The 20,430-nt window shown below is 29.6% G+C and carries 26 protein-coding genes and 1 other RNA gene; 17 read left to right on the top strand and 10 right to left on the bottom strand.

What is annotated here, in order from left to right; translation table 11 throughout:
* Window positions 1-3: 3 nt before the first annotated feature.
* The 5 genes from UXY25_RS08265 (at window position 4) to UXY25_RS08245 (ending at window position 3,707) form a co-directional block, all read left to right on the top strand.
* Window positions 4-447 (top strand): PH domain-containing protein, encoded by a 444-nt coding sequence (locus UXY25_RS08265; protein WP_320815536.1) that lies wholly within the window; start codon window positions 4-6, stop codon window positions 445-447.
* Window positions 447-1,607, top strand: a complete 1,161-nt coding sequence (locus UXY25_RS08260) for a serine hydrolase domain-containing protein (RefSeq protein WP_320815535.1) — start codon at window positions 447-449, stop codon at window positions 1,605-1,607. The genes UXY25_RS08265 and UXY25_RS08260 overlap by 1 nt, the downstream gene beginning before the upstream one ends.
* A 90-nt stretch (window positions 1,608-1,697) precedes the next feature.
* Complete coding sequence (locus UXY25_RS08255; protein WP_320815534.1) at window positions 1,698-2,246, top strand: hypothetical protein; 549 nt, start codon at window positions 1,698-1,700, stop codon at window positions 2,244-2,246.
* 125 nt (window positions 2,247-2,371) lie between these two features.
* Window positions 2,372-2,743 carry a hypothetical protein gene (locus UXY25_RS08250; RefSeq protein ID WP_320815533.1) on the top strand — a complete coding sequence of 124 codons (372 nt, stop codon included), beginning with the start codon at window positions 2,372-2,374 and terminating at the stop codon, window positions 2,741-2,743.
* A gap of 46 nt (window positions 2,744-2,789) precedes the next feature.
* Window positions 2,790-3,707, top strand: a complete 918-nt coding sequence (locus tag UXY25_RS08245) for a hypothetical protein (protein WP_320815532.1) — start codon at window positions 2,790-2,792, stop codon at window positions 3,705-3,707.
* A gap of 5 nt (window positions 3,708-3,712) precedes the next feature.
* On the opposite strand, the gene UXY25_RS08240 is transcribed toward UXY25_RS08245, so the two are convergent.
* The 3 genes from UXY25_RS08240 to UXY25_RS08230 are packed head-to-tail and all read right to left on the bottom strand — an operon-like array spanning window position 3,713 to window position 6,100.
* Window positions 3,713-4,000, bottom strand: coding sequence for a hypothetical protein (locus UXY25_RS08240; protein ID WP_320815531.1), 288 nt, complete (start codon window positions 3,998-4,000; stop codon window positions 3,713-3,715).
* Window positions 4,001-4,837: a S1 RNA-binding domain-containing protein gene (locus tag UXY25_RS08235; RefSeq protein ID WP_320815530.1), complete on the bottom strand. Its 837-nt coding sequence runs from the start codon at window positions 4,835-4,837 to the stop codon at window positions 4,001-4,003.
* Window positions 4,838-4,882: 45 nt separating this feature from the next.
* Complete coding sequence (locus UXY25_RS08230; RefSeq protein WP_320815529.1) at window positions 4,883-6,100, bottom strand: porin; 1,218 nt, start codon at window positions 6,098-6,100, stop codon at window positions 4,883-4,885.
* An 87-nt stretch (window positions 6,101-6,187) separates the two neighbouring features.
* Between UXY25_RS08230 and prmA the strand changes: the two genes are divergently transcribed.
* Both prmA and UXY25_RS08220 read left to right on the top strand, forming a co-directional pair.
* Window positions 6,188-7,021: a 50S ribosomal protein L11 methyltransferase gene (prmA, locus tag UXY25_RS08225; protein ID WP_320815528.1), complete on the top strand. Its 834-nt coding sequence runs from the start codon at window positions 6,188-6,190 to the stop codon at window positions 7,019-7,021.
* Between the two features lie 58 nt (window positions 7,022-7,079).
* Window positions 7,080-7,355, top strand: a complete 276-nt coding sequence (locus tag UXY25_RS08220; RefSeq protein ID WP_320815527.1) for an ATP-dependent Clp protease adaptor ClpS — start codon at window positions 7,080-7,082, stop codon at window positions 7,353-7,355.
* A 57-nt stretch (window positions 7,356-7,412) separates the two neighbouring features.
* On the opposite strand, the gene UXY25_RS08215 is transcribed toward UXY25_RS08220, so the two are convergent.
* Both UXY25_RS08215 and UXY25_RS08210 read right to left on the bottom strand, forming a co-directional pair.
* Window positions 7,413-7,826 carry a DUF6691 family protein gene (locus tag UXY25_RS08215; protein WP_320815526.1) on the bottom strand — a complete coding sequence of 138 codons (414 nt, stop codon included), beginning with the start codon at window positions 7,824-7,826 and terminating at the stop codon, window positions 7,413-7,415.
* A 16-nt stretch (window positions 7,827-7,842) separates the two neighbouring features.
* Window positions 7,843-8,400: a YeeE/YedE family protein gene (locus UXY25_RS08210; RefSeq protein ID WP_320815525.1), complete on the bottom strand. Its 558-nt coding sequence runs from the start codon at window positions 8,398-8,400 to the stop codon at window positions 7,843-7,845.
* A gap of 95 nt (window positions 8,401-8,495) precedes the next feature.
* On the opposite strand from UXY25_RS08210, the gene UXY25_RS08205 reads away from it, so the two are divergent.
* From UXY25_RS08205 to UXY25_RS08190, 4 genes are all read left to right on the top strand, one after another.
* Window positions 8,496-8,972, top strand: coding sequence for a DUF4199 domain-containing protein (locus UXY25_RS08205; RefSeq protein WP_320815524.1), 477 nt, complete (start codon window positions 8,496-8,498; stop codon window positions 8,970-8,972).
* 7 nt (window positions 8,973-8,979) lie between these two features.
* Window positions 8,980-9,426, top strand: coding sequence for a 2-dehydro-3-deoxyphosphooctonate aldolase (locus UXY25_RS08200; protein ID WP_320815523.1), 447 nt, complete (start codon window positions 8,980-8,982; stop codon window positions 9,424-9,426).
* Between the two features lie 101 nt (window positions 9,427-9,527).
* Entirely contained in the window at window positions 9,528-10,346 is an 819-nt protein-coding gene (gene kdsA / locus UXY25_RS08195; protein ID WP_320815522.1) for a 3-deoxy-8-phosphooctulonate synthase, read from the top strand.
* Window positions 10,347-10,363: 17 nt separating this feature from the next.
* Window positions 10,364-11,209 carry a hypothetical protein gene (locus tag UXY25_RS08190; RefSeq protein ID WP_320815521.1) on the top strand — a complete coding sequence of 282 codons (846 nt, stop codon included), beginning with the start codon at window positions 10,364-10,366 and terminating at the stop codon, window positions 11,207-11,209.
* A gap of 86 nt (window positions 11,210-11,295) precedes the next feature.
* Here UXY25_RS08190 and UXY25_RS08185 read toward each other — a convergent pair whose 3' ends face one another.
* The gene (locus tag UXY25_RS08185; RefSeq protein WP_320815520.1) at window positions 11,296-11,538 is read right to left on the bottom strand and encodes a hypothetical protein; all 243 of its coding nucleotides are present in this window, start codon (window positions 11,536-11,538) and stop codon (window positions 11,296-11,298) included.
* 84 nt (window positions 11,539-11,622) lie between these two features.
* On the opposite strand from UXY25_RS08185, the gene UXY25_RS08180 reads away from it, so the two are divergent.
* The 5 genes from UXY25_RS08180 to creD all read left to right on the top strand — a co-directional run bounded on the left by UXY25_RS08180 (window position 11,623) and on the right by creD (window position 14,788).
* Window positions 11,623-12,231, top strand: coding sequence for a hypothetical protein (locus UXY25_RS08180; protein WP_320815519.1), 609 nt, complete (start codon window positions 11,623-11,625; stop codon window positions 12,229-12,231).
* Window positions 12,232-12,300: 69 nt separating this feature from the next.
* Window positions 12,301-12,597, top strand: coding sequence for a winged helix-turn-helix domain-containing protein (locus UXY25_RS08175; protein ID WP_264559093.1), 297 nt, complete (start codon window positions 12,301-12,303; stop codon window positions 12,595-12,597).
* Window positions 12,598-12,651: 54 nt separating this feature from the next.
* Window positions 12,652-13,107, top strand: coding sequence for a hypothetical protein (locus UXY25_RS08170; protein WP_320815518.1), 456 nt, complete (start codon window positions 12,652-12,654; stop codon window positions 13,105-13,107).
* Between the two features lie 2 nt (window positions 13,108-13,109).
* On the top strand, window positions 13,110-13,412 hold the full coding sequence (locus UXY25_RS08165) for a hypothetical protein (protein ID WP_320815517.1): 303 nt from the start codon (window positions 13,110-13,112) through the stop codon (window positions 13,410-13,412).
* A gap of 20 nt (window positions 13,413-13,432) precedes the next feature.
* On the top strand, window positions 13,433-14,788 hold the full coding sequence (creD, locus tag UXY25_RS08160) for a cell envelope integrity protein CreD (protein ID WP_320815516.1): 1,356 nt from the start codon (window positions 13,433-13,435) through the stop codon (window positions 14,786-14,788).
* Between the two features lie 152 nt (window positions 14,789-14,940).
* On the opposite strand, the gene UXY25_RS08155 is transcribed toward creD, so the two are convergent.
* Entirely contained in the window at window positions 14,941-16,146 is a 1,206-nt protein-coding gene (locus UXY25_RS08155) for an NAD(P)-dependent oxidoreductase (RefSeq protein WP_320815515.1), read from the bottom strand.
* 138 nt (window positions 16,147-16,284) lie between these two features.
* Between UXY25_RS08155 and ssrA the strand changes: the two genes are divergently transcribed.
* Window positions 16,285-16,680, top strand: a transfer-messenger RNA (tmRNA) gene (gene ssrA / locus UXY25_RS08150).
* A gap of 176 nt (window positions 16,681-16,856) precedes the next feature.
* Here the strand turns inward: ssrA and UXY25_RS08145 are convergent.
* The 3 genes from UXY25_RS08145 to UXY25_RS08135 all read right to left on the bottom strand — a co-directional run.
* Complete coding sequence (locus UXY25_RS08145; protein WP_320815514.1) at window positions 16,857-17,522, bottom strand: response regulator; 666 nt, start codon at window positions 17,520-17,522, stop codon at window positions 16,857-16,859.
* A gap of 5 nt (window positions 17,523-17,527) precedes the next feature.
* A complete protein-coding gene (locus UXY25_RS08140; protein ID WP_320815513.1) occupies window positions 17,528-19,156 on the bottom strand; it encodes an ATP-binding protein in 1,629 nt (542 codons plus the stop codon).
* Between the two features lie 473 nt (window positions 19,157-19,629).
* Window positions 19,630-20,430 (bottom strand): T9SS type B sorting domain-containing protein (locus tag UXY25_RS08135; RefSeq protein ID WP_320815512.1); only part of this gene is annotated, 801 nt, incomplete at its 5' end.

Raw genomic sequence — 20,430 nt, 5'->3', positions numbered from 1 at the left:
GCTATGACTTATTACAAATCAGCTTTTAGTACTTTATACAAATGGATAATGGCATTTACTTTCATCCTTATTATTGGAACGACAATTCCTTTATTATGGGCTAAAGACACATCAGCAATTTTCGTTGTTTTAATTGTGAATGGTTTAACACTAGGACTTTTGTTATGGCTTATTTTACAAACCAATTATGTACTTGATTCTAAAAATTTGTTTTGGAAATCTGGACCGTTTAAAGGAACTATTGCGATTGATTCTATTAAAAAAATAGAATTTCATAAAGGTGTTATTGTTCCTGTTATTTGGAAACCAGCAATGAGTCATGTTGGTTTAATTATTACCTATAACAACTACGATGACATTTATATTTCACCTGAAAACAGAGCAGAATTTGTTCAAAAAATAACTATTCTTAACCCAAATATCAACCTTATTAACCAACCCGCTTAATGTTTATTAGATTAATTACCTGCCTAACCCTACTCTTTTTTGTTTCTTGTAAAGAAAAAATAACTAAGAAAATCATAGCCCAAAAAGACACTATTAAAGAAGAATTGTATGAAGTAAAATTCAATACACTTAGTGCTTCTTATATAAAAGATAAAGAGCATTTTATTGAACATTTCTTTTCAAAAAAAATAAACGATAAGGACTTTAGTGGAGGCTTTTTAGTTGCAAAAAACGGAAAAATACTATTCGAAAACTATTCAGGTTGTTCCAATTATAAAACAAAAGAACCAATAAATGAGAATACACCTTTGCATTTAGCATCGGTTAGTAAAGTGTTAACTGCACAAGCCATATTAATGTTAGTTAAAGACGGAAAAATAGAATTAGATCAACCCTTTAAAAGTCTGTTTCCAGAATTTCCATACGAAAAAACAACCATTAGAATGTTATTGAACCACAGAAGTGGCTTGGGACATTATGGTTATTTTGCAGATCATAAAGAAAATTGGGACAAAAGAAATACACTTACCAATAAAGACATTTTAAATATATTAGCTACTAAAGACATTCCGCTGGAATATCAAATAGACAGAAAATTCAGTTATTGTAATACAAATTATGCCTTATTGGCTTTAGTAATTGAAAAAGTAACCGGAAAACCCTTTCCCGAAGCGATGAAAAAACTAGTTTTTGAACCTTTAAAAATGAACAATACATTTGTTTTAAGCATTGAAAATAAAGACAAAGTGAGTCAGTCGTACAAAGGAAATAAAGCACCAATTGCTTGGGATTTTTTAGATGCTATTTATGGCGACAAAAACGTTTACTCTACACCACACGATTTATTAAAATTAGATTTGGCAACCTATTCACCAAATTACCTGACACCAGAATTAAAAGCAGAAATGCTAAAAGGGTACAGTTATGAACATAGGGGAATTCGTAATTACGGTTTAGGAATTCGCATGAATGAATTTGATAACGGAAATACAATACATTATCACAACGGTTGGTGGCACGGAAATACATCTTCATTTACAACCTTAAAAAAAGATACGGTTACTATTATTGCACTTTCTAATAAGTTTACTCGTAAAGTTTACAAATCGGTTACGCTGTCTAGTTTATTTGACGATTACCCATATGATTTAGAAGATTAATTTTTATATTTAGACAAGTAAATCATACATATATAATAGTTAGTTGTAATTTTGTAAAACAGACATAAACAGCAACTTAATTTAAAAAAAATGAGAAACACTTATATTATTTTTTGTCTTTTTATGTGTGTTTTATTTATCAGTTGTACAAAAGACGAAGCTACAAAAACAGAAATTTACAATCAGAAAGCAAACGAATTAATTTTCCAAACTTTAAAAGAAAATAAATGTAATTGTATTCTAGAGATTCCGAAAGAAACAATGGTTGAGATCAGCAATGCGGAAAATCCAAAGTATGATATTAGAACTATGTTGAAAAATCAACTAAAAGCAAAAACTAATGCAAATCTCGATAGCTTAATAAATGTTTCAAAAAAATTCAAATTGGACATAGAAAAAATTAAACTTAATAAAATAAAAATCGTCAGCTTGGAAAATATTAAGAATATTAAAAAGGGAAACGACAGTATAACTTTAAAAATGTGTAAAAATGGAATTATTTCCATTCAAAAGCCAATTTTTGACGAAAATTATAAGAAAGCAGTTTTTGAATATAATTATACTTTTACTTGTTTGAGGTTATTACCAACTCCCATTTATGAGTTAAAAAAAGATAAATGGATTCGAACAGAAAAATAAAAAAATCATACAACAGCCTTTTGTAGCAATTACTACGCTTGGTTTGTGTTCGGAATTTTACTTCGTCAGTTCGCACGTAGTGCTCGGGTCTCCGAAAATTATAAAATAACATAAAGGTTTAAAAAATGAAAAAATATATTTTACTATTCGTCTTTTTAAGCTTTTTCGCTTGTAAAAAATCTGAAAATGAAGATTTTGAAGTTTTGAAACCTGAACCAATTATTGAACTCAATAAAACCAATTGGAACACAAAAGAAGGAGAAGAATATAGCTATAGAGAATTGCTTTTAGATTCTGTTGTTTACAATCAAAAAATAAGAAACCTTGGAAAGAGCGAACTTTTTAATCTTCTTGGTGAACCAAATCGAATAGAAAACAATCATTTGTATTATACTATTTCACAAGAAAAAATGGGCTTTTGGCCTTTACACACTAAAACAGTAGTAATTAAATATTCAGAGTCTGATACCATTACTTGGATTAAGATTCATGAGTGATTTAATATCAAAAGGTTATCTTTATTTTTTTAAAGAGATTTTGAGTATGAAAAGAATTTTTAAAATAATATTGTTCCCGTTAATTATAATTTCATGTTCATCAAACGATGATACAGCTATTGAATACCCTTCTTTTGGGAATGAAATTGATGTAACCATTAACGGTTTATCATTTGATGCTATGGAACCATTTATTTCACCTAGTGGAAGTTATTTGTTTTTCAATAATGTAAACGACGGCATTAACACAAAACTTTATTACGCTACAAAAATTAATGATTCTACATTTAATTATGTTGGCGAGTTAACTGGCGCAAATCAAACAACAACTCCGTTTTTAGATGCAGTTGCTGACATGGATGTAAATGGAAATTTTTATTGGACTTCAACTAGAAATTATCCGGCAGAATTAAACAATCTATTTCATGGAACTTTTAATGCTGGGACAATTACAAATATTGGAAGAGTAGAAGGAAACTTTAATATGAATACTCCAGGTTGGCTTGTAATGGATCATGGAATAAGTTTAGACGGACAATTTTTATATTACAATAATGCACGATTTGATGAAGCAGTTTGTCAAGCCCCATGTGAAACTAATATAGGAATTGCTCAAAAAGTAGATGCAACAACATTTAATACAATTTCAAATTCATCTGAAATACTTCAAAACATAAATGACTCTAATTATATTTATTACGCGCCTTGCATAAGCAGTGATAACTTAGAATTATATTATACAAGATTTTTGAAAGGTACAATTACTGCTAATACAGTTTTTGATATTTGTGTAGCTGTTAGAACAAATAGTTCTTCTGAATTTTCAGTTCCAAAAGTTCTTTTTTCAAAAAGCATCTCAACTTTAGTTGAAGCTCCTTCTCTTACTATTGACAAGAAAATAATGTATTATCATGAAAAAACTTCTAGTTCTCATAAAATAATGATGAGAAAACGAAGTCTTTAAGGATTTTACTCAGGGAAAAATTCAAATCCGAAATGACGAATTATAAAAAACATATTGATGATGTTGAAAATCAACGCCACAACAATACGTTTACTTATATGATTTCGTTCTAAAATTATTTCAGCAAAATTAAAAATGGGAAGTAAAATAGTAAGTGTCCAAACGGGAATCCAAATGATTGAAAAATGCATTCCAAAAGCATCAATTTTATCAAAAGAAACAAAAATAGCTATTAGCAACATTATAAATGAAATGATGCTAAGAGCTAAAAAAATGTTTTTCTTGTCTTTCATCTACAACAAATAAATACCGTCGTCTTTAATGTCAATAAGCTCTTGTCTGTATAAACTACCAACAGCCTTTTTAAAAACCTTTTTACTCATTTTTAGCACCGTTTTAATATCTTCAGGGTGACTTTTATCGTTCAAACCAAGAAAACCTCTATTTGCTTTTAATTCGTCTAACAATATTTGTGCAGAAGGTTCAATAGCATCAAAACCGAGTTTACGCAACGAAACATCTACCTTTCCATCAGGTCGAATTTGTTTAATATAACCGTTCATTCGCATTCCTGGTTTAATATCTTGGTATACTTCGTTTTTATACGCTAAACCTTTATGGCGTTCGTTAATAATAACATTAACACCTGATTCTGTAATGTGCGAAACAATTAAGCCTACTTCTTCACCTTCTTCAAAAGTAAGTTCGTCGTTATTTAAAAACTGTTGTGTTTTACTTGAAGCAACCATTCTATTAGTCTTTTCATCCATAAAACAATAAATTAAATAACGTTTCCCTATTTCCATAGGACGAGCCTGTTCTTTAAAAGGAACAAATAAATCTTTTTCTAATCCCCAATCTAAAAAAACACCAAATTCGTTTTTATAGTTCACTTTTAAATGCGAAAACTCATTCAGCTTCACATAAGGTTTTAAAGTAGTAGCAACTGGTCTTTCTTCATGGTCTAAGTATACAAAAACCGTCATATCATCGCCAATATGGAATTCTTTAGGAACATATTTATTGGGAAGTAAAACATCAAATTCTTCATTTACGCCATCGCCTAAAAAAAGTCCAACTTGTGTATCTCTAAGAATTCTAAGGGTATTGTATTGACCTATCTGTAACATAATTGCTATTAATTGACTGCAAAGGTAATCAAATGAATGTAAAAATTATATTCCTATTTCTACTTGTATTCTAAAATACCAGTTATTTAAAGTAGGACTGTTAAAATAATATAACTCATTATACGTAACTTCTCCCTGAAACTTAAGTGAATGTTCCCACAAATATCTAGTTAGTCCAAGACTATATTGTTTTGCGTTTGGTGTAAAAGTTTTAATTTCGTTTTTTACAGATTGAGTAGAAAATCGCCCAATTAATTCATAATTACTTGGAAAAACATAACTTAATTGATAATCTACTCCATGACCCACATAAACATAATTAAAATCAGTTATATCAATTGGATTAAAAGTTATTACGTCTGATGCATTCCTATTCATATAAGCCGTCATAAAACTCCATCCGTTATATTTCAAAAGTGCATCAAAAAACAATGATCTAATAGTTGAAGAACTAAAAAGTTCATTTCCTATTTGACCTTGAGTTCTTAATGCATTATTATTTTGATGATAAGCTCCTGAAAGAAGTAATTTTGGCTTTACCTCTCGTAAAATATCTCCTTCAAAATAATAACCGTTATTCTTAAATGAACCAAACGGAAACAATTCAATTTTACCTGTTAGAGCAACTGCATCATCAGAAGTTTTTGTCCAGTTTCTTCCTTCACCAGTAGAAATAGCTGTTTTAATATTGATAGAGAATTTGTTCGGTTTTTCATTTATATAATATCCTTGTACACCAAAATCTCTATCAATATTAAATCTAGAATTATTTATACTTCTATCGGTAAGTTGTAAAGCGCCAGAAGAATTTACTCTTTGTCTATTTCCAGGCAACTTTGTTTGACCAAAAATAATACTCCATTTAGAATTTGGTCTATAAATAAATGCGGCATCTCTAATAATATTTACATTATCTCCTTCCTCAATAACTCCAACATCGCCCGGGGCAAAAGATAACTGAATTACATATAAATACTTTGGATTACCTACATAACCGTCAAAACGTAAGCGCAATCTTCTTATTTGAGCTTCATAGCGATTATCTATATCTTCTTCACTAAAATATGTAACCCTATTTTGCATTCTAAAGCGAATGTTTAATTGAAAAATACTATCTGGAGAAGTAATTCCTAAGCCTTTTCCAAAACTATAATAGGGTAAGGCAGCAAGTTTTAAGTCATTATTTTTAATTGAATCTTTAGGCACTTGAGAGAAACAAAATAAAGTTAAAGTTGAACAGATTATAGTTATAAAGTATTTCATGAATTGTGCGTTGTATTAGTAATATAGTTTGCAAAAATAAATTATTTAAAAGGAATTGCTTTATTTATCTTTGCAAAAAAAATAAACATGTCAAATATTTATATAGGATATCATTTTACTGTAGAACCAAGAGAACTAGGTACTGAAATACTACTTGCCGAATTAGGAGAAAAGGCTTTTGAAAGCTTTCTTGAAACCGAAACAGGCTTGTCGGCTTTTGTTCAAAAAGACTTGTGGACGGAAGATATCTTAGAAGGTATTTATATTCTTGGAAGTGATGAATTTAAAATCTCGTATACTTTTGAAGAAATAGACCAAGTAAATTGGAACGAAGAATGGGAAAAGAATTTTGAAGCGATTGATGTAGACGGAAAATGCCATGTTAGAGCTCCTTTTCATTCAAAAACAGAAGCAGAATTTGATATTGTTATAGAACCAAAAATGAGTTTTGGAACGGGTCATCATGAAACTACACATATGATGATTCAACATTTACTAGAAACGGATGTTGTAGGTAAAAAAACGTTAGACATGGGTTGCGGAACTGCAATTTTAGCTATTCTTGCTGAAATGAAAGGCGCTCAACCTATTGATGCAATTGATATTGATAACTGGTGTTATTTAAATTCTATTGAAAATGCTGAGCGCAATAATTGTAAACACATTTCGGTTTATGAAGGTGATGCTGAATTATTAAAAGGAAAAACGTACGATATTATTATTGCCAACATTAACAGAAACATTTTGTTAAATGATATGAAGCAATATGTAGATTGTTTAAATGCAAATGGAACTTTATTTTTAAGTGGATTTTATACAGAAGACATTCCGGTAATTGATGCTTCTTGTACTGATAACAGATTGACTTATGTTAAAAAGTTTGAAAGAAATAATTGGGTTGCATTGAAGTATACTAAATAGTTTTTTATAAATTTGCAATCTTAAGCATTTGAACTTTAAACTTTTAAGCTAAAAAAGAATGAGTACAATAGAAAAAATTCAAGAAGATGTTTTAGTTGAAGAATCAGTAGGATTAAACAACGAAATCATATTATATAATGATGATGTAAACACTTTTGATCATGTAATTGATACATTGGTTAGAGTTTGTGATCATGAACCAATTCAAGCAGAACAATGTGCTGTTTTAGTCCACTATAAAGGGCGATGTACTGTAAAAACAGGGAGTTATGATGAACTTAAACCATATTGCTCTAGTTTACTAGATGCAGGTTTAAGCGCAGAAATTCAATAAAAGCAAAAAAAAATCCCGAATCATCGGGATTTTTTTATTATTGTATTGTATTAATTATTAATGTGGTAAAATATCTTTTAACATTCCATAAATATATGTTCCTAATAAAGCACCCAGAAGCACTACACCAATAGAGTAAATTCCTGTTCCTAAAAGAATAAAAATTGGTCCAGGACAACAACCTACTAATCCCCAACCTAACCCAAAGAAAATTCCACCAGTCATATAACGTATAAAACCTTTTTCTTTTTCAACAATCATTATAGGATTGCCTTTAAAGTCTTTTGCTTTTTTCTTTTTTATGATTTGAATTCCAATTACTCCAGTTGCAATGGCAACCATAATAATTCCATACATATGAAAAGATTGAAACATAAACATTTCATATATGCGATACCAAGAAACAGCTTCTGCCTTGGTTAAAACAATTCCAAATATAAATCCTACTATTAAAAATCTAAATAACTTCATTTTTCTTTTTCTTAAATTAAAATAATAATGGTAAAATTAAATGCGCCATGATTAAGCCTCCAATAAAGAAGCCAATTACTGCAATTAAAGAAGGTAATTGTAAATTACTCATTCCTGAAATTGCATGACCAGAAGTACATCCTCCTGCATATCTAGAGCCAAAACCTATTAAAAGTCCGCCAATAAGTAAAATGGCAAATCCTTTCATTGACAACATTGTTTCAACACTAAAAAGTGCATCTGGAACTAGTTTTCCATTTGGAGCGTCAATATTCATTGTAGCCAATTGCTTAATTGTTTCTGGGTTAATTGCAACTTCTGTTCCATTTTCTAAAAAATGATATGCAACAAAACCGCCTAGTATTGCTCCAAGCACAATTGCTAAACTCCATTTTTGTTCTTTCCAATCTAAATCAAAAAAAGAGCTGTGTTTACCTGCTCCAGCCATTGAACACATCGTTCTTAAATTAGAAGACATTCCAAATGCCTTTCCAAAATAAATTAAAAGAAGCATGATTAAACCAATCAATAAACCAGAAATAGCCCAATGCCAAGTTCCATATAGAAATTCCATAAATAAATTATTTAACTGCAAAAATAAAAATTCAATTCTTAAACTGTGTAACTTTTATTACTTTATCTTAAATTTGAGCAATAAACTTTATAACTATGAATAAAATAGCCATTGAAATTAAATGGGGAATCATCTTTACAATATCTGGATTATTATGGATGTATATAGAAAAGTTATTAGGTTGGCATGATGAACTAATCGCTAAGCAGCCTATTTACACGCTCCTATTTTCAGTAATTGCAATTGCGCTTTTTGTTTTTGCTCTTCGCGATAAAAAAGTAAATTTCTTTCAAAACAATATGGATTGGAAACAAGGTTTTTTATCAGGTTGTATTGTTTCATTATTCGTAGCATTATTAAGTCCAATAAGTCAATATATAACAATTGAAGTTATTTCACCTGATTATTTTCAAAATGCAATAAAATTTGCTGTAGATCATAACAGAATGTCACTTGAAGAAGCACAAGCTTATTTCAATTTAAAAAGTTATATGTTCCAAGCAGCTTTTGGAGCTTTATCTATGGGAATAGTAACATCTGCTATTGTTGCCTATTTTATAAAAACTAAATAAATTTATTATGAAACGTTATTTAATACTTCTTTTAGTAGCTACTTTAACTTCTTGTGTAAGTACAAAATCTACCATTCAAAACATAGATAATACAGCCGTAAAACCTATGGTTAAAAATGACAAGTTTTTATTTACTGAATATGCAACAGATGGAAAATATGGCTTTGATGCAGATTATCCTATCAATATTGGATTAATTTTAGAAAAGCAAGAACAACAATATATTGGGTATTTTTTCAATGGTTTAGAAAGTAAAAACGGAGAAAAAATCAACTTTAAAAAAGTAGACACATGTTGCCCTTTTCCTACTAAAAACAATACTATGGGAGCAGGAACACTCTCAATTTATGAATATACTTTTGAAGGAACTAACAAAAAAGGATTACTGTATTTTAATATTTTAGAAAAAGGCAAAATACTTTGTCCAAAAGGTTTTGCAATAAAAAATAAATAAGCTCCTAAAAGTTAAATTTTAGTATGTAACATAAGTAACCTTTTAAACAACCGTTTAAAAGGTTTTTCTTTTTATCTTTGCAACTTCAAAATCAACACATCATGAATTTAAAAAACATACCTCAAATTAAACATACTGAATCTGGAAACTTTTTTCTTTTAGCTGGCCCTTGTGCTATTGAAGGAGAAGAAATGGCAATGCGAATTGCTGAACGATTGGTTGAAGTAACTAATAAGTTAGAGATTCCGTTTGTATTTAAAGGTTCGTTTAAAAAAGCAAATCGTTCAAGAATTGATAGTTTTACAGGAATTGGCGATGAAAAAGCTTTAAAAATTCTTGAAAAAGTGTCGAAAGAATTTGGAGTTCCTACGGTTACTGATATACATACAAATGAAGATGCTGTAATGGCGGCGGCTTATGTTGATATTTTACAAATTCCTGCTTTTTTAGTTCGTCAAACTGATTTATTAGTTGCAGCTGCAAATACAGGTAAAACAATAAACTTGAAAAAAGGACAATTTATGAGTCCGGAAAGCATGAAGCATGCCGTTCAAAAAGTTTTGGATTGTAATAATCAAAATACAATGGTAACGGATAGAGGAACAATGTTTGGCTATCAAGATATGATTGTTGATTTTAGAGGAATTCCTACAATGCAACAATATGCAACTACTGTTTTAGACGTTACACATTCATTACAACAACCAAATCAAACAATTGGTGTTACAGGTGGAAGACCCGATATGATTGAAACAGTTGCAAAAGCAGGAATCGCTGTTGGTGTTGATGGTTTATTTATTGAAACACATTTTGACCCTGCAAACGCTAAAAGTGATGGTGCAAATATGTTACACCTTGATTATTTTGAAGGATTGATGACAAAACTAGTTGCCATTCGTAAAACAATAAATCAATTTTAATTTTTTATTCATTCTAAATGAGACATCCATTTTTAATGGTTGTACTAACTTTTTGTGTTTTTTCACAGTACACCTTTTCACAAGAAATTGCAGAAAATCCTGAAAAATACACAGCTCATAATAAAGGTAAATTTTATATTTATTGGGGTGGAAATAGAGAAAGCTTCTCAAAATCTGATATTCGCTTTAAAGGTGATGATTATGATTTTACATTATATGATGTGGAAGCCCATGATAAACCAAAAGGTTGGCATGTAGATTATATTAATCCAGGTAGAATGACAATTCCACAAACAAATTTTAGAATTGGCTATTTTATAAATGATCATTATAATATATCAATTGGGTTTGACCATATGAAATATGTAATGTACAATGACCAAAGAGTAGATTATTCTGGCTATTATCCAAATACAGGTACTTATAATGAAGATCCGAATAATGGGTCATTGACTCTTGATGAAGATTTCTTATTATTTGAACACACAGATGGTCTAAATTATGTTAATACAGAATTTTGCAGAGTAGATGATATTTCAAATTGGTTTGGCTTACCTAATACTGATAAATTTCAAATTAATGCTACAGAAGGATTAGGAGCTGGTTTTTTATATCCAAAAACAAATACAACCTTATTAGGAAAAGACAGATATGATGAATTTCATATTGCCGGTTATGGAGTTTCTGCAAAGGCTGGTTTAAACTTCACTTTTTTTAAATACTTTTTCATTCAAACAGAATTAAAAGGTGGATATATAGAAATGAACAACATTAGAACGACTCAAAGTTCTGCAGATAGCGCAGAGCAAAACTTTTGGTTTTTACAACGCATTATAACGGTTGGAGGAATTTTTAGGTTATAAATAATTATTTAATAAACATATAATAGAGAGTGTCAGGCAAAATCTGACACTTTTATTTTATAAAATAAGCAACAAAAATATTTTTACTAATTCATTTCTGAATTATTTTTACTTTTCAAAATTAATTTTGAAGCATATTTATAAAATTTTATATTCAACCAAAGAACTAAAGCGACAAAAGTAAATTGTCCTAAAATTATCCCCCATTTTTCAGCATTCGATACAAATGAATCATTGTTTGAAGCTTTAATTAAATTAATTACGCTCATTAATAAAGCAATAAATATATAAATACTTATAAAACGAATTAAGTAACCTAGGTATTTCATTTTTATTTTTTTGTAAAAATAATGCAATTTTATTTTGGTAACAATGAAAATTATTGTTTACTTTGCCATTCAAAGTACTTTTATATGGAAGCAAGTAAATATTTAAAAGATATACAGGACATTAAAGAAATGATGAGTAAATCAACTCAGTTTATCTCTTTAAGTGGCTTATCGGGAATCTTAGCAGGCGTTTATGCACTTGTTGGAGCGGTTTATGCAACTTATCTTATCAATACACATGAATACACTTATATTACATTAGAAAGCAAAACGTTTAAACTAATTATATTGACTGCTTTTATTGTATTACTCCTTTCGTTAGGAACTGCTTATTATTTAACCGTAAAAAAAGCAAATAAATTAGGTGAAAAAATTTGGAATCCTGCTTCAAAAAGAGTTTTAATCAACTTTGCTATTCCTTTGGTAACAGGCGGAATATTTTCATTGCTTTTAGTTCGTCAGCAAAATTTTGTTTTAATTGCTCCTGTAACTTTACTCTTTTATGGATTAGCTTGTTTAAACGCAAGTAAATATACACTGAGAGATGTTCGCTATCTTGGAATCACACAAATCATTTTAGGTTTATTAGCTGTTGAATTTACGGGTTACGGCCTTTTGTTTTGGATTTTAGGCTTTGGTATAGCTCATATATTATATGGAAGTATAATGTATTATAAATACGATAGAGAATAGAAATCAGAAGCTAAAAAGTAAAATTCATTAGAAAGAAAAAAATATCAAAATAATAAAACAAACTAGTTTGTGAAAAACATCATTCAAAATATAAACAAAGCATTTGATCATCGTATCCGTTTAGGTATCATGTCGGTTTTGATGGTGAATGAAAGTGCCGATTTCTCAACACTTAAAGAACTCCTTGGTGTTACCGATGGTAATTTAGCCAGTCATGCAAAAGCTCTAGAAAATGAAGCCTATATTATTGTAGAAAAACAATTTATTGGGCGTAAACCCAACACAAGTTATATTGCAACAAAAGAAGGAAAAAAAGCCTTTCAAGATCATATTGATGCGCTTGAAAAATTAATATCGAATACTTAGAACTATTTTTTTATCCATTTACTTTGAAATTCAAAGTACTTTTAATAATCAAAAATGAAAGACTTAATCGTAGAAAAAATGTATGAAGCCACGAAGAAACCCTATCAAAAGTGGCTTAAAAAAAGTGAACCTTGGAACATCTCAATCAAGGAGTTATTAAAATATTCCGAAAACTCTCTTGGGTTTCATTTAGGTTGCTTTTTATGCAAACATGATTTTGAAATTCAAGATAAATTAGAAGATCACGACGTATTTCATGTATTAACAAATACTGGAATTTCAGTAATAGAAGAAATCGGGATGCAATTTTACTTATTAGGAAACGGAAAACGCAGTTTGTATTTACTTTTTGGAATCTCAGTTGGAGTTCTCTTCTACCCTACTCAAATAAAATTCTTCATTAATCAATTCAAACGTGGAAATAAAGCGAATCCTTTTTATGATTTAGATTTTTTAAAACTACTAAATCAAGATAAAAATCAACTACAAAACACTTTTAATATACAATAGCCATGGAAAAAGACAAACAAATAGAACTCATTGAACAAAACATTATTCCTATTATATCATTTGCAGTTGGTGCTTCTTTACTATTGTCCTTTGCAACCACAAAATACGAACCACTATTATATGTTGGATTATTATATGTTTCAGGCGCACTTTTAATAAACACAGTCTATCTACTTTACTTAATAATTCAACTCATAAAAAATTGGGATAACAACTATGAAATATTTATTCGTATTGGTATAACTCTTATCAATATTCCAATCTCAATTTTATTTACATACATAGTAATCAATCATTTATTATAACATCTCTAAACAAAAAAACAATGGAAAATCAAAACGAAAAACCAATTGCTCCTAAGTCGAACTTCTTTCAATCAAACACAGCCAAAATGATTATGGTTGGAGCGCTTACACTTTTTTTACTCATTCCTTTAAGTCTCGTTCAAGACTTAATTAGCGAGCGTTCGCAACGAAAGAATGAAGTACTTGCCGAAGTCACTAATTCTTGGGGGGAAGACATTAACTTTTACGGACCTATTTTAAAGGTTCCTTATAAAGAAGAAATAGAAACCACTTATATTGATGGTAAAACGAAGCAAACTAGTATTCAAAAAACAATATCTACTAATTATGCTTACTTTTTTCCAGAAACACTACAAAACAAAACAAAAATAGAGAAAGTTAGCGATATTAAAAGAAGCTTATACAACCCCATTGTTTTTAAAGCCGATATGACGTTTAACGGAAGTTTTGAAAAGTTAAACTTTGAAAAATTAGGCATTAAAAAAGAAAATATCATTTGGGATAAAGCGACTATTATCATTAAAACAACCAATTTAAAAAGCATAAAAAGCGATTTAAAAATAAATGTAAACGGTTCTAATTATAGTATGGAATCTAAAACTGATGAAAGCGATAATGTTTTTGGAACACTCGAAACAAGCACATTTAACATTACTAATGTTTCAAAAATCGATTTCAATTTCAATATGAAATACAACGGAAGTAATAGTGTGCAATTTGTACCTATTGGTAAAACAAATTCGACTTCATTAGATGCAAATTGGAATTCTCCAAGTTTCATTGGAAATTTTGCTCCAAATGATACTACAAAAGCCATTTCAAAAGATGCTTTTCATGCCGATTGGAAAATTTTGCACATTAATCGTGCATTTGCTCAGCAGCACATTGGAATAATTCCACATTTAAAATCATATGCCTACGGAGTAAAATTAATTGAAACAGTCGATCAATACCAACAAAACGAACGTGCTTCAAAATATGGCTTTCTAGTAATTGGACTAACATTTCTTATTTTCTTCTTAATTCAAACCATTAGTAAAATTGGAATTCATATATTTCAATACACCATGATAGGCTTAGCGTTAATTATGTTTTACACTTTACTAATTTCCATTACCGAACATTCTAGTTTTACAATTGCTTATATCATTGCAGCAATTTCCGTAATCATAATGCTTATCCTCTACTCTATTTCGGTATTAAAAAACAAAAAATTTCCATTATTCATAGGCGCAGCACTAACCGTTTTATACAGCTTCATCTTCGTAATCATACAATTAGAAAACTACGCATTATTAGTTGGTAGCATTGGCTTATTCTTAATATTAGGAAGCGTTATGTACTTCTCTCGAAAAATAGATTGGGGAAATAATTAGAAACGAATGGTTTAGGCATATTTGCAAAGCCTATTCCTGCTTTCGCTCATAGTTTTACGCTACGCTACAAAGCTAAACCGCTCAATCAGGGCTATAAAAAAACCTGTCCTAATTATTTGGACAGGTTTTTCATATTTATATGTTTTTTTTAACTATTCTTTCCCGTCTACAAAATCTTGTAAGTATGCAAAACGAGGAGTTAATTTACCATTTTCTGTCATTTTTGCTCTTTCTAAAACTCCATCAGCATCATTATTAAAAAATGCTGGTATAACACGCTCTAAAAACACTTCACCAAATCCATCACTTGCATCTTTTGGAAGCTCGCAAGGTAAATTATCAACAGCCATTACAACAATTGCCGATGGATGTTTATAAGAAACCTCTTTATGCTCACTTGGTAAATAACCATAAATTGGATCTGCAATAGTACTTGGTTTTATAGTACACGCAACTGGTCCATCAATATCGCAAGAAACATCTGCAACTACTTTTAGTTTACATTTTGGAGAACGCAACATTTCTTTTGATAAAATAATTGGTGCATTATTTCCATAAAAGTGTCCTGCAATAAACATATCTGAAACTTCAGAAAAACGCTCAAAATTAGAAACATATTCAGTTGGATTATTATAAAAATCTTCTTTAGTTGAAGCTTGACCATCTTCTCTTTTGTTATAATCTAAAACGTCAATAAAAGTATAAACAGGTTCTGCGTAGGTTTTTGTTAAATAGTTTTCAATTGAAACTTCATTTATTTTCATAGCATCGAGCATTTCTTTAGCTCCATATGCTACTTTACCTCTACCCGTTAAAACAATTTTAATATTTGGTAATGGATTTCGTTTTAAACGTTCAATTAATGTTTTTTGATCTGGTAAAGTTTCTGCTTTAGACAAATTAAACAATTCAAATTTTAATCCAAATGCTCTAATACCATTATAAGCACCAACAATTCCAGCATAACGTCCAAAACCAATTAATCTTCTATTGTTTTCATCAACAATAGTTTCATGATCATATAATTCAATATTTTTTTCTAAAATTGTTTTTAGAAGCGCTCTATTATAAGGCTGCTTTTTAATTGTATGAGAAAAGAAAAAATATTTTTTATTAGGAATAAGTGCTTCTTTAGGAACTTCTTTTACACCAATTAAAACATCGCAATCGTTTAAATCCTGAGTAACTTCTATCCCTTTTTCAAAATACTTATCATCAGTAAAAATTCTAATATCTGAAGACTCTACTTTTATGGTAGCTTGAGGGTAAGTATTTTTAAATTCTGCTAATCGTTCTGGAGAAAAAACTACTCTTCTATCTGGTGGATTTTTACGTTCTTTGATTATTCCGAATTTCATTTTTATTTATTTAACTGATGGCATATCGATTTGTTACAAATATAACATTACTAAAAGTGATAAACAAAATTTTTTCTTCCATAAAATAGTAGTAATTTTGGCGTAATTATTGTACTAACATTAATAGTTATAAAAACTGGGGTCGACTGGTTTTGACAGCGAGTGGAATTAAATTGTAAGCACGTCGAGAACTGGGACAATTCTCGTTAATAAAAGGTCTTAAACTTTTACACGGCGATAATAACTACGCTTTGGCTGCATAATCTGAATTATAGTAAGATGTGCCTAGTTCCTACCAGGTAGGAAAGCTGGATTCCCCTCAAAAGCCTTGGTTTATGGCGTTTGACTCAGAGGAACCGTAAATGTAAACCTAGAGACGGTGATGTTTTAAATCCGTTTTGAACTGGTAAAGCTAAGCAATAGGTGGTTGTTTTTAACCTAGCTTATTGTCGAAAATCTAATTAAAAACTAAACGCGTAGAAAGCTTTTTGATTGCTTGTTTGGACGAGAGTTCGATTCTCTCCGACTCCACAAAAAACCCTGTAAAGTATTAATTTTACAGGGTTTTTTATTTACACATTACTGTTAGAATGTTGTTTCAATAGGCTAAATTGTTGGATTGCTTTGGTAATTTAAACGAAGAGTTAAAAGCTTCATTGGTTGTAATTTTAAAATTGAATCAGTTTTAAGATAGACACATCTCATTTAAACTAAATCATCCCAATATCTTTTGCAAGTGCTACCAGTTGAATAGTATTCTTCGCCTTCAATTGCGTTTTTAATTTATTAATGCGTTTTTCAATTGCACTAACACTATATGGAGTGATGTTATTTGTTTCTAGGTTATTTGCAATTTCACTTTGAGTACAACCTTTTGCTAATAATCCTAATATTGAAATATCATAATCTGTTATTTCTTCTGTATCCTTAGTAAAAAGATAATGTGCAATGTCTTTTGAAATGTATTTTTCTCCTTTATTTAATTTACTTACGGCTTCTCTTAATTCTAAAGAACTATACCTGCCTTTTAAAACAAAAGCGTTAATGGTATATAAATCAAATAAGCATTTTATACGATAAGGTTTGTCCTCTATAGAATAGACTAAAATAGGAAGGCCTGAATCAATTTCTTTAATGGCAGCAATTAAATCTTCCCCATTTTCTAAAACAGCTTCTTTGTAATCTTGTTTAAAAGATAGATCCGTAATTAATAAATCATAAGGTTCATTGTCCAAGATGGCTTTTTTATATTTTAATAAAGCTTCATCACAATATTTTGCATGACTTGTTTCAACACCTGGAATCCCTTCTAAGACTCTTTCGATTCCATAGTTGATACTGTCTATATCTTCGGCTATTAAAATTTTCTTAAACATATTTTTTAAATTGGAATGTTGATTTTAACTTTTAATCCATTGTTTGATTCAAAAGTAATCGTTCCATTTATGCTTTTTATACGGTTTTCCACATTTTGGAGTCCAATTTTAAATTTTTCTTCTTGCAACCCAATTCCATTGTCGCTATACTTTATTTCAAGAGTGTCTTTGTTGCTAATAATTGCAACAAAAACTAAACTACACTTACTGTGTTTTTTCATGTTTACCATTAATTCTTGTAAAACCCTATAAAGAGCGATTTTTTTAATTGGAAGAATTTTATTCCAATTAACTTCATCAATTCCTTTTGTTGCAACTTGAATTTCAGAGGTAATGAAATTATTAAGTAATGCTCTTAGTTCTTTTGGGTATTCCGTTCCAACTTCAATAGAACTGTTTTCATGAGAAATAGATCGTGTTCTTTTATAAATTTTATCGATTTCGTTTACAATTCTTTCTTTGTCTTGAGTAGTTGAAATGTCTTGATTTTCAATAAAAGTTAAGGTATTAAAAACATCGTTTGCTAATTCGTCATGCAGTTGTTTAGAAATACGAGTTTCGGTATCGTAAACGGTTTTTAATTGTTTTTGTTTGTTTTTAATTCTAATAAGTATAAAGCTTATAAGTGAAAGTAAAATAATTGCAACAATGCTTATTGTTAATTTTTCTTTTTGCGTTTTTAATATTTTACTTTGTGTCTCAGATTTTGAAGCATCATATTTTATTTGAGCAAATTGATTTTTATTAAAATTTCTTTCCTTTTGTATACTATCATTAATGTGTGCATACTTTAAATACCATTCTTTAGTATCGGTGTTGTTTTTAATGATAATATCTAATGCCTCTAAACGGTCATCCGGACTTTTTGAAGCAGTTGCAATTGAATACGCTTTTAAAGCAAATTCATTTGTTTTTTCGATATCTAATTTTTGTTCAAAGTAGTTCGATAAGTGAATATAGGATGAAATTTTACTGAAATTATCATCAATACTGTCTCTTATCTGTAACCCTTTTTCTAAAAGTGTTTGAGCCTCAGGTAATCCTTTTTTTAAATAGGCATAGCCTAAATTATCAACAACTTTTGAAAAGAAAAATGGATTCTCTTTTAATGCTTTGTTGTTTAAAAGGGGTTCTAAAGTCTGTATAGCTTTGTTGTACTCTTCGTTATCTAAATAAACAAGAGAAAGGTTACTTTGAATCACTGCATTGTGTAATGAGTCGGTAGTGTTTTTTGTGGCTAAATATAATTGCTCTGTTGCTTTGTCAAATTTTCTTTGTTCTTGAAAAGCAGTACCCAACATATTGTGCAAATACGAATTATAAACAGGATTTGTGTTGATGGCTATGGCTTCAATTGTTTCTGACTCAGATTCAATATAATCGCATTGAAGATAATACAATCTGGCTTTTTCAAGTTTTGCATATACTCTATTGTCAAGAATGTAATTTTCATCATTTGAAATGGTGTTCAAATAATAAAAGGCACTATCTACTTTATTATTATTCTCAGCATCTAATGCCTTTTGTTTGATTAATTTAAATTCAATTATTGGTTCTTTTTGTTCAAAAAAGGAACACGAATTTAAGACCAATACGAGTAATACAATTAGGGAATAAAAAAGATTGTTTTTCATTCCCCAAAATTATTAAAAATAATTTACAATTTAAGGATTACTTGGAGGAGGTAAATGCCCTCCTTGTCCACCAGTGTCTGAAATTGTATCATTTACTTTTTGTGAATACACCGGATTAAAAAAGAAACATATTGATCCTTATATCCTTGGGTAATTAACTAGTTTAATTTTTGAACTAATTATTTATACATATTGTAAACATTGAGTAAATTTACATCATACAATTTGCAAATAATTGAATTCGGATTTTAGGTGCTAAATTCGGTTATTTTTAGATGTAACTTATAAAAACCACGAGTAAAATATAGGGTTCCGAGAGTGGTTTTATTCTTTCGGACTCCACAAAAAAACCTGTAAAGCATTAATTTTAAAGGGTTTTATATTTAAATTGTTAAATAGGTTTTCTCTGAATTCTATTTCAAATAAAAAGCAGCACCATTTGGTACTGCTCTTTTATTTAAAATAATTAATCTTTATCTAATCATTGAGAAGTGAGCTCTAAATACTCTTTGTTGTCCTCCTTCAACAAACTCAATTGTAAACCAATAATCTGTAGATGGTAATAATTGCCCATTAAGTGTACCATCCCATCCTTGACCTGTTGTACTAATCTGCTTGATTAGTTTACCATATCTATCAAAGATGTATAACTTAGCTCCAGGTTGGTCTTTTAAACCAATTATATTCCAATGATCGTTTATACCATCTCCGTTTGGTGTAAAATAATGAGGATAATCAATTACCATTACTTCTTGTGTTAAGTAAGTACACCCTTGTGTATCTACAACAGTAATGGTATGTAATCCTGCGCTTACTCCTGTAAAGATATTTGAACTTTGCAATGCTTCATCATCTATTTGATACATAATCGTTCCTGTTCCGTCTGGAACATTTACAACTATTGTAGCGTTATCTGTAAAAGCATTGGTTACCGTATAAGTAAATCCTGTTGCTGGATTCGTTTCGATTACCGTTCCAAATACTTCTAGTGACGAACAACCTGTTGCAATATTTGTAGCAATTACAGAATAACTTCCTGCAACTGTTGCCTCATAACTTGTTGATGTTGCTCCTGGAATTATTGTTCCTTCATAAGACCAAACAAATGTATGAGTAGCATTACTTAATCCTGTATGGAAATAATACGTTTGGAATGTATTTCCTGATGAATCAACACATATTGCTCCGTCTTCTAAAACAGGTACAGGTAATGGATTTACCCTAACTCGAATCACTATAGGTGTTCCTGAACATCCATTTAATGTTGGAGTTAT

Origin of the sequence: Flavobacterium sp. (genome assembly GCF_034111225.1) — a bacterium.
Lineage (GTDB): Bacteria > Bacteroidota > Bacteroidia > Flavobacteriales > Flavobacteriaceae > Flavobacterium.
The sequence above is the reverse complement of the archived record's forward strand: the minus strand, read 5'-3'. Positions and strand labels throughout refer to the sequence as shown.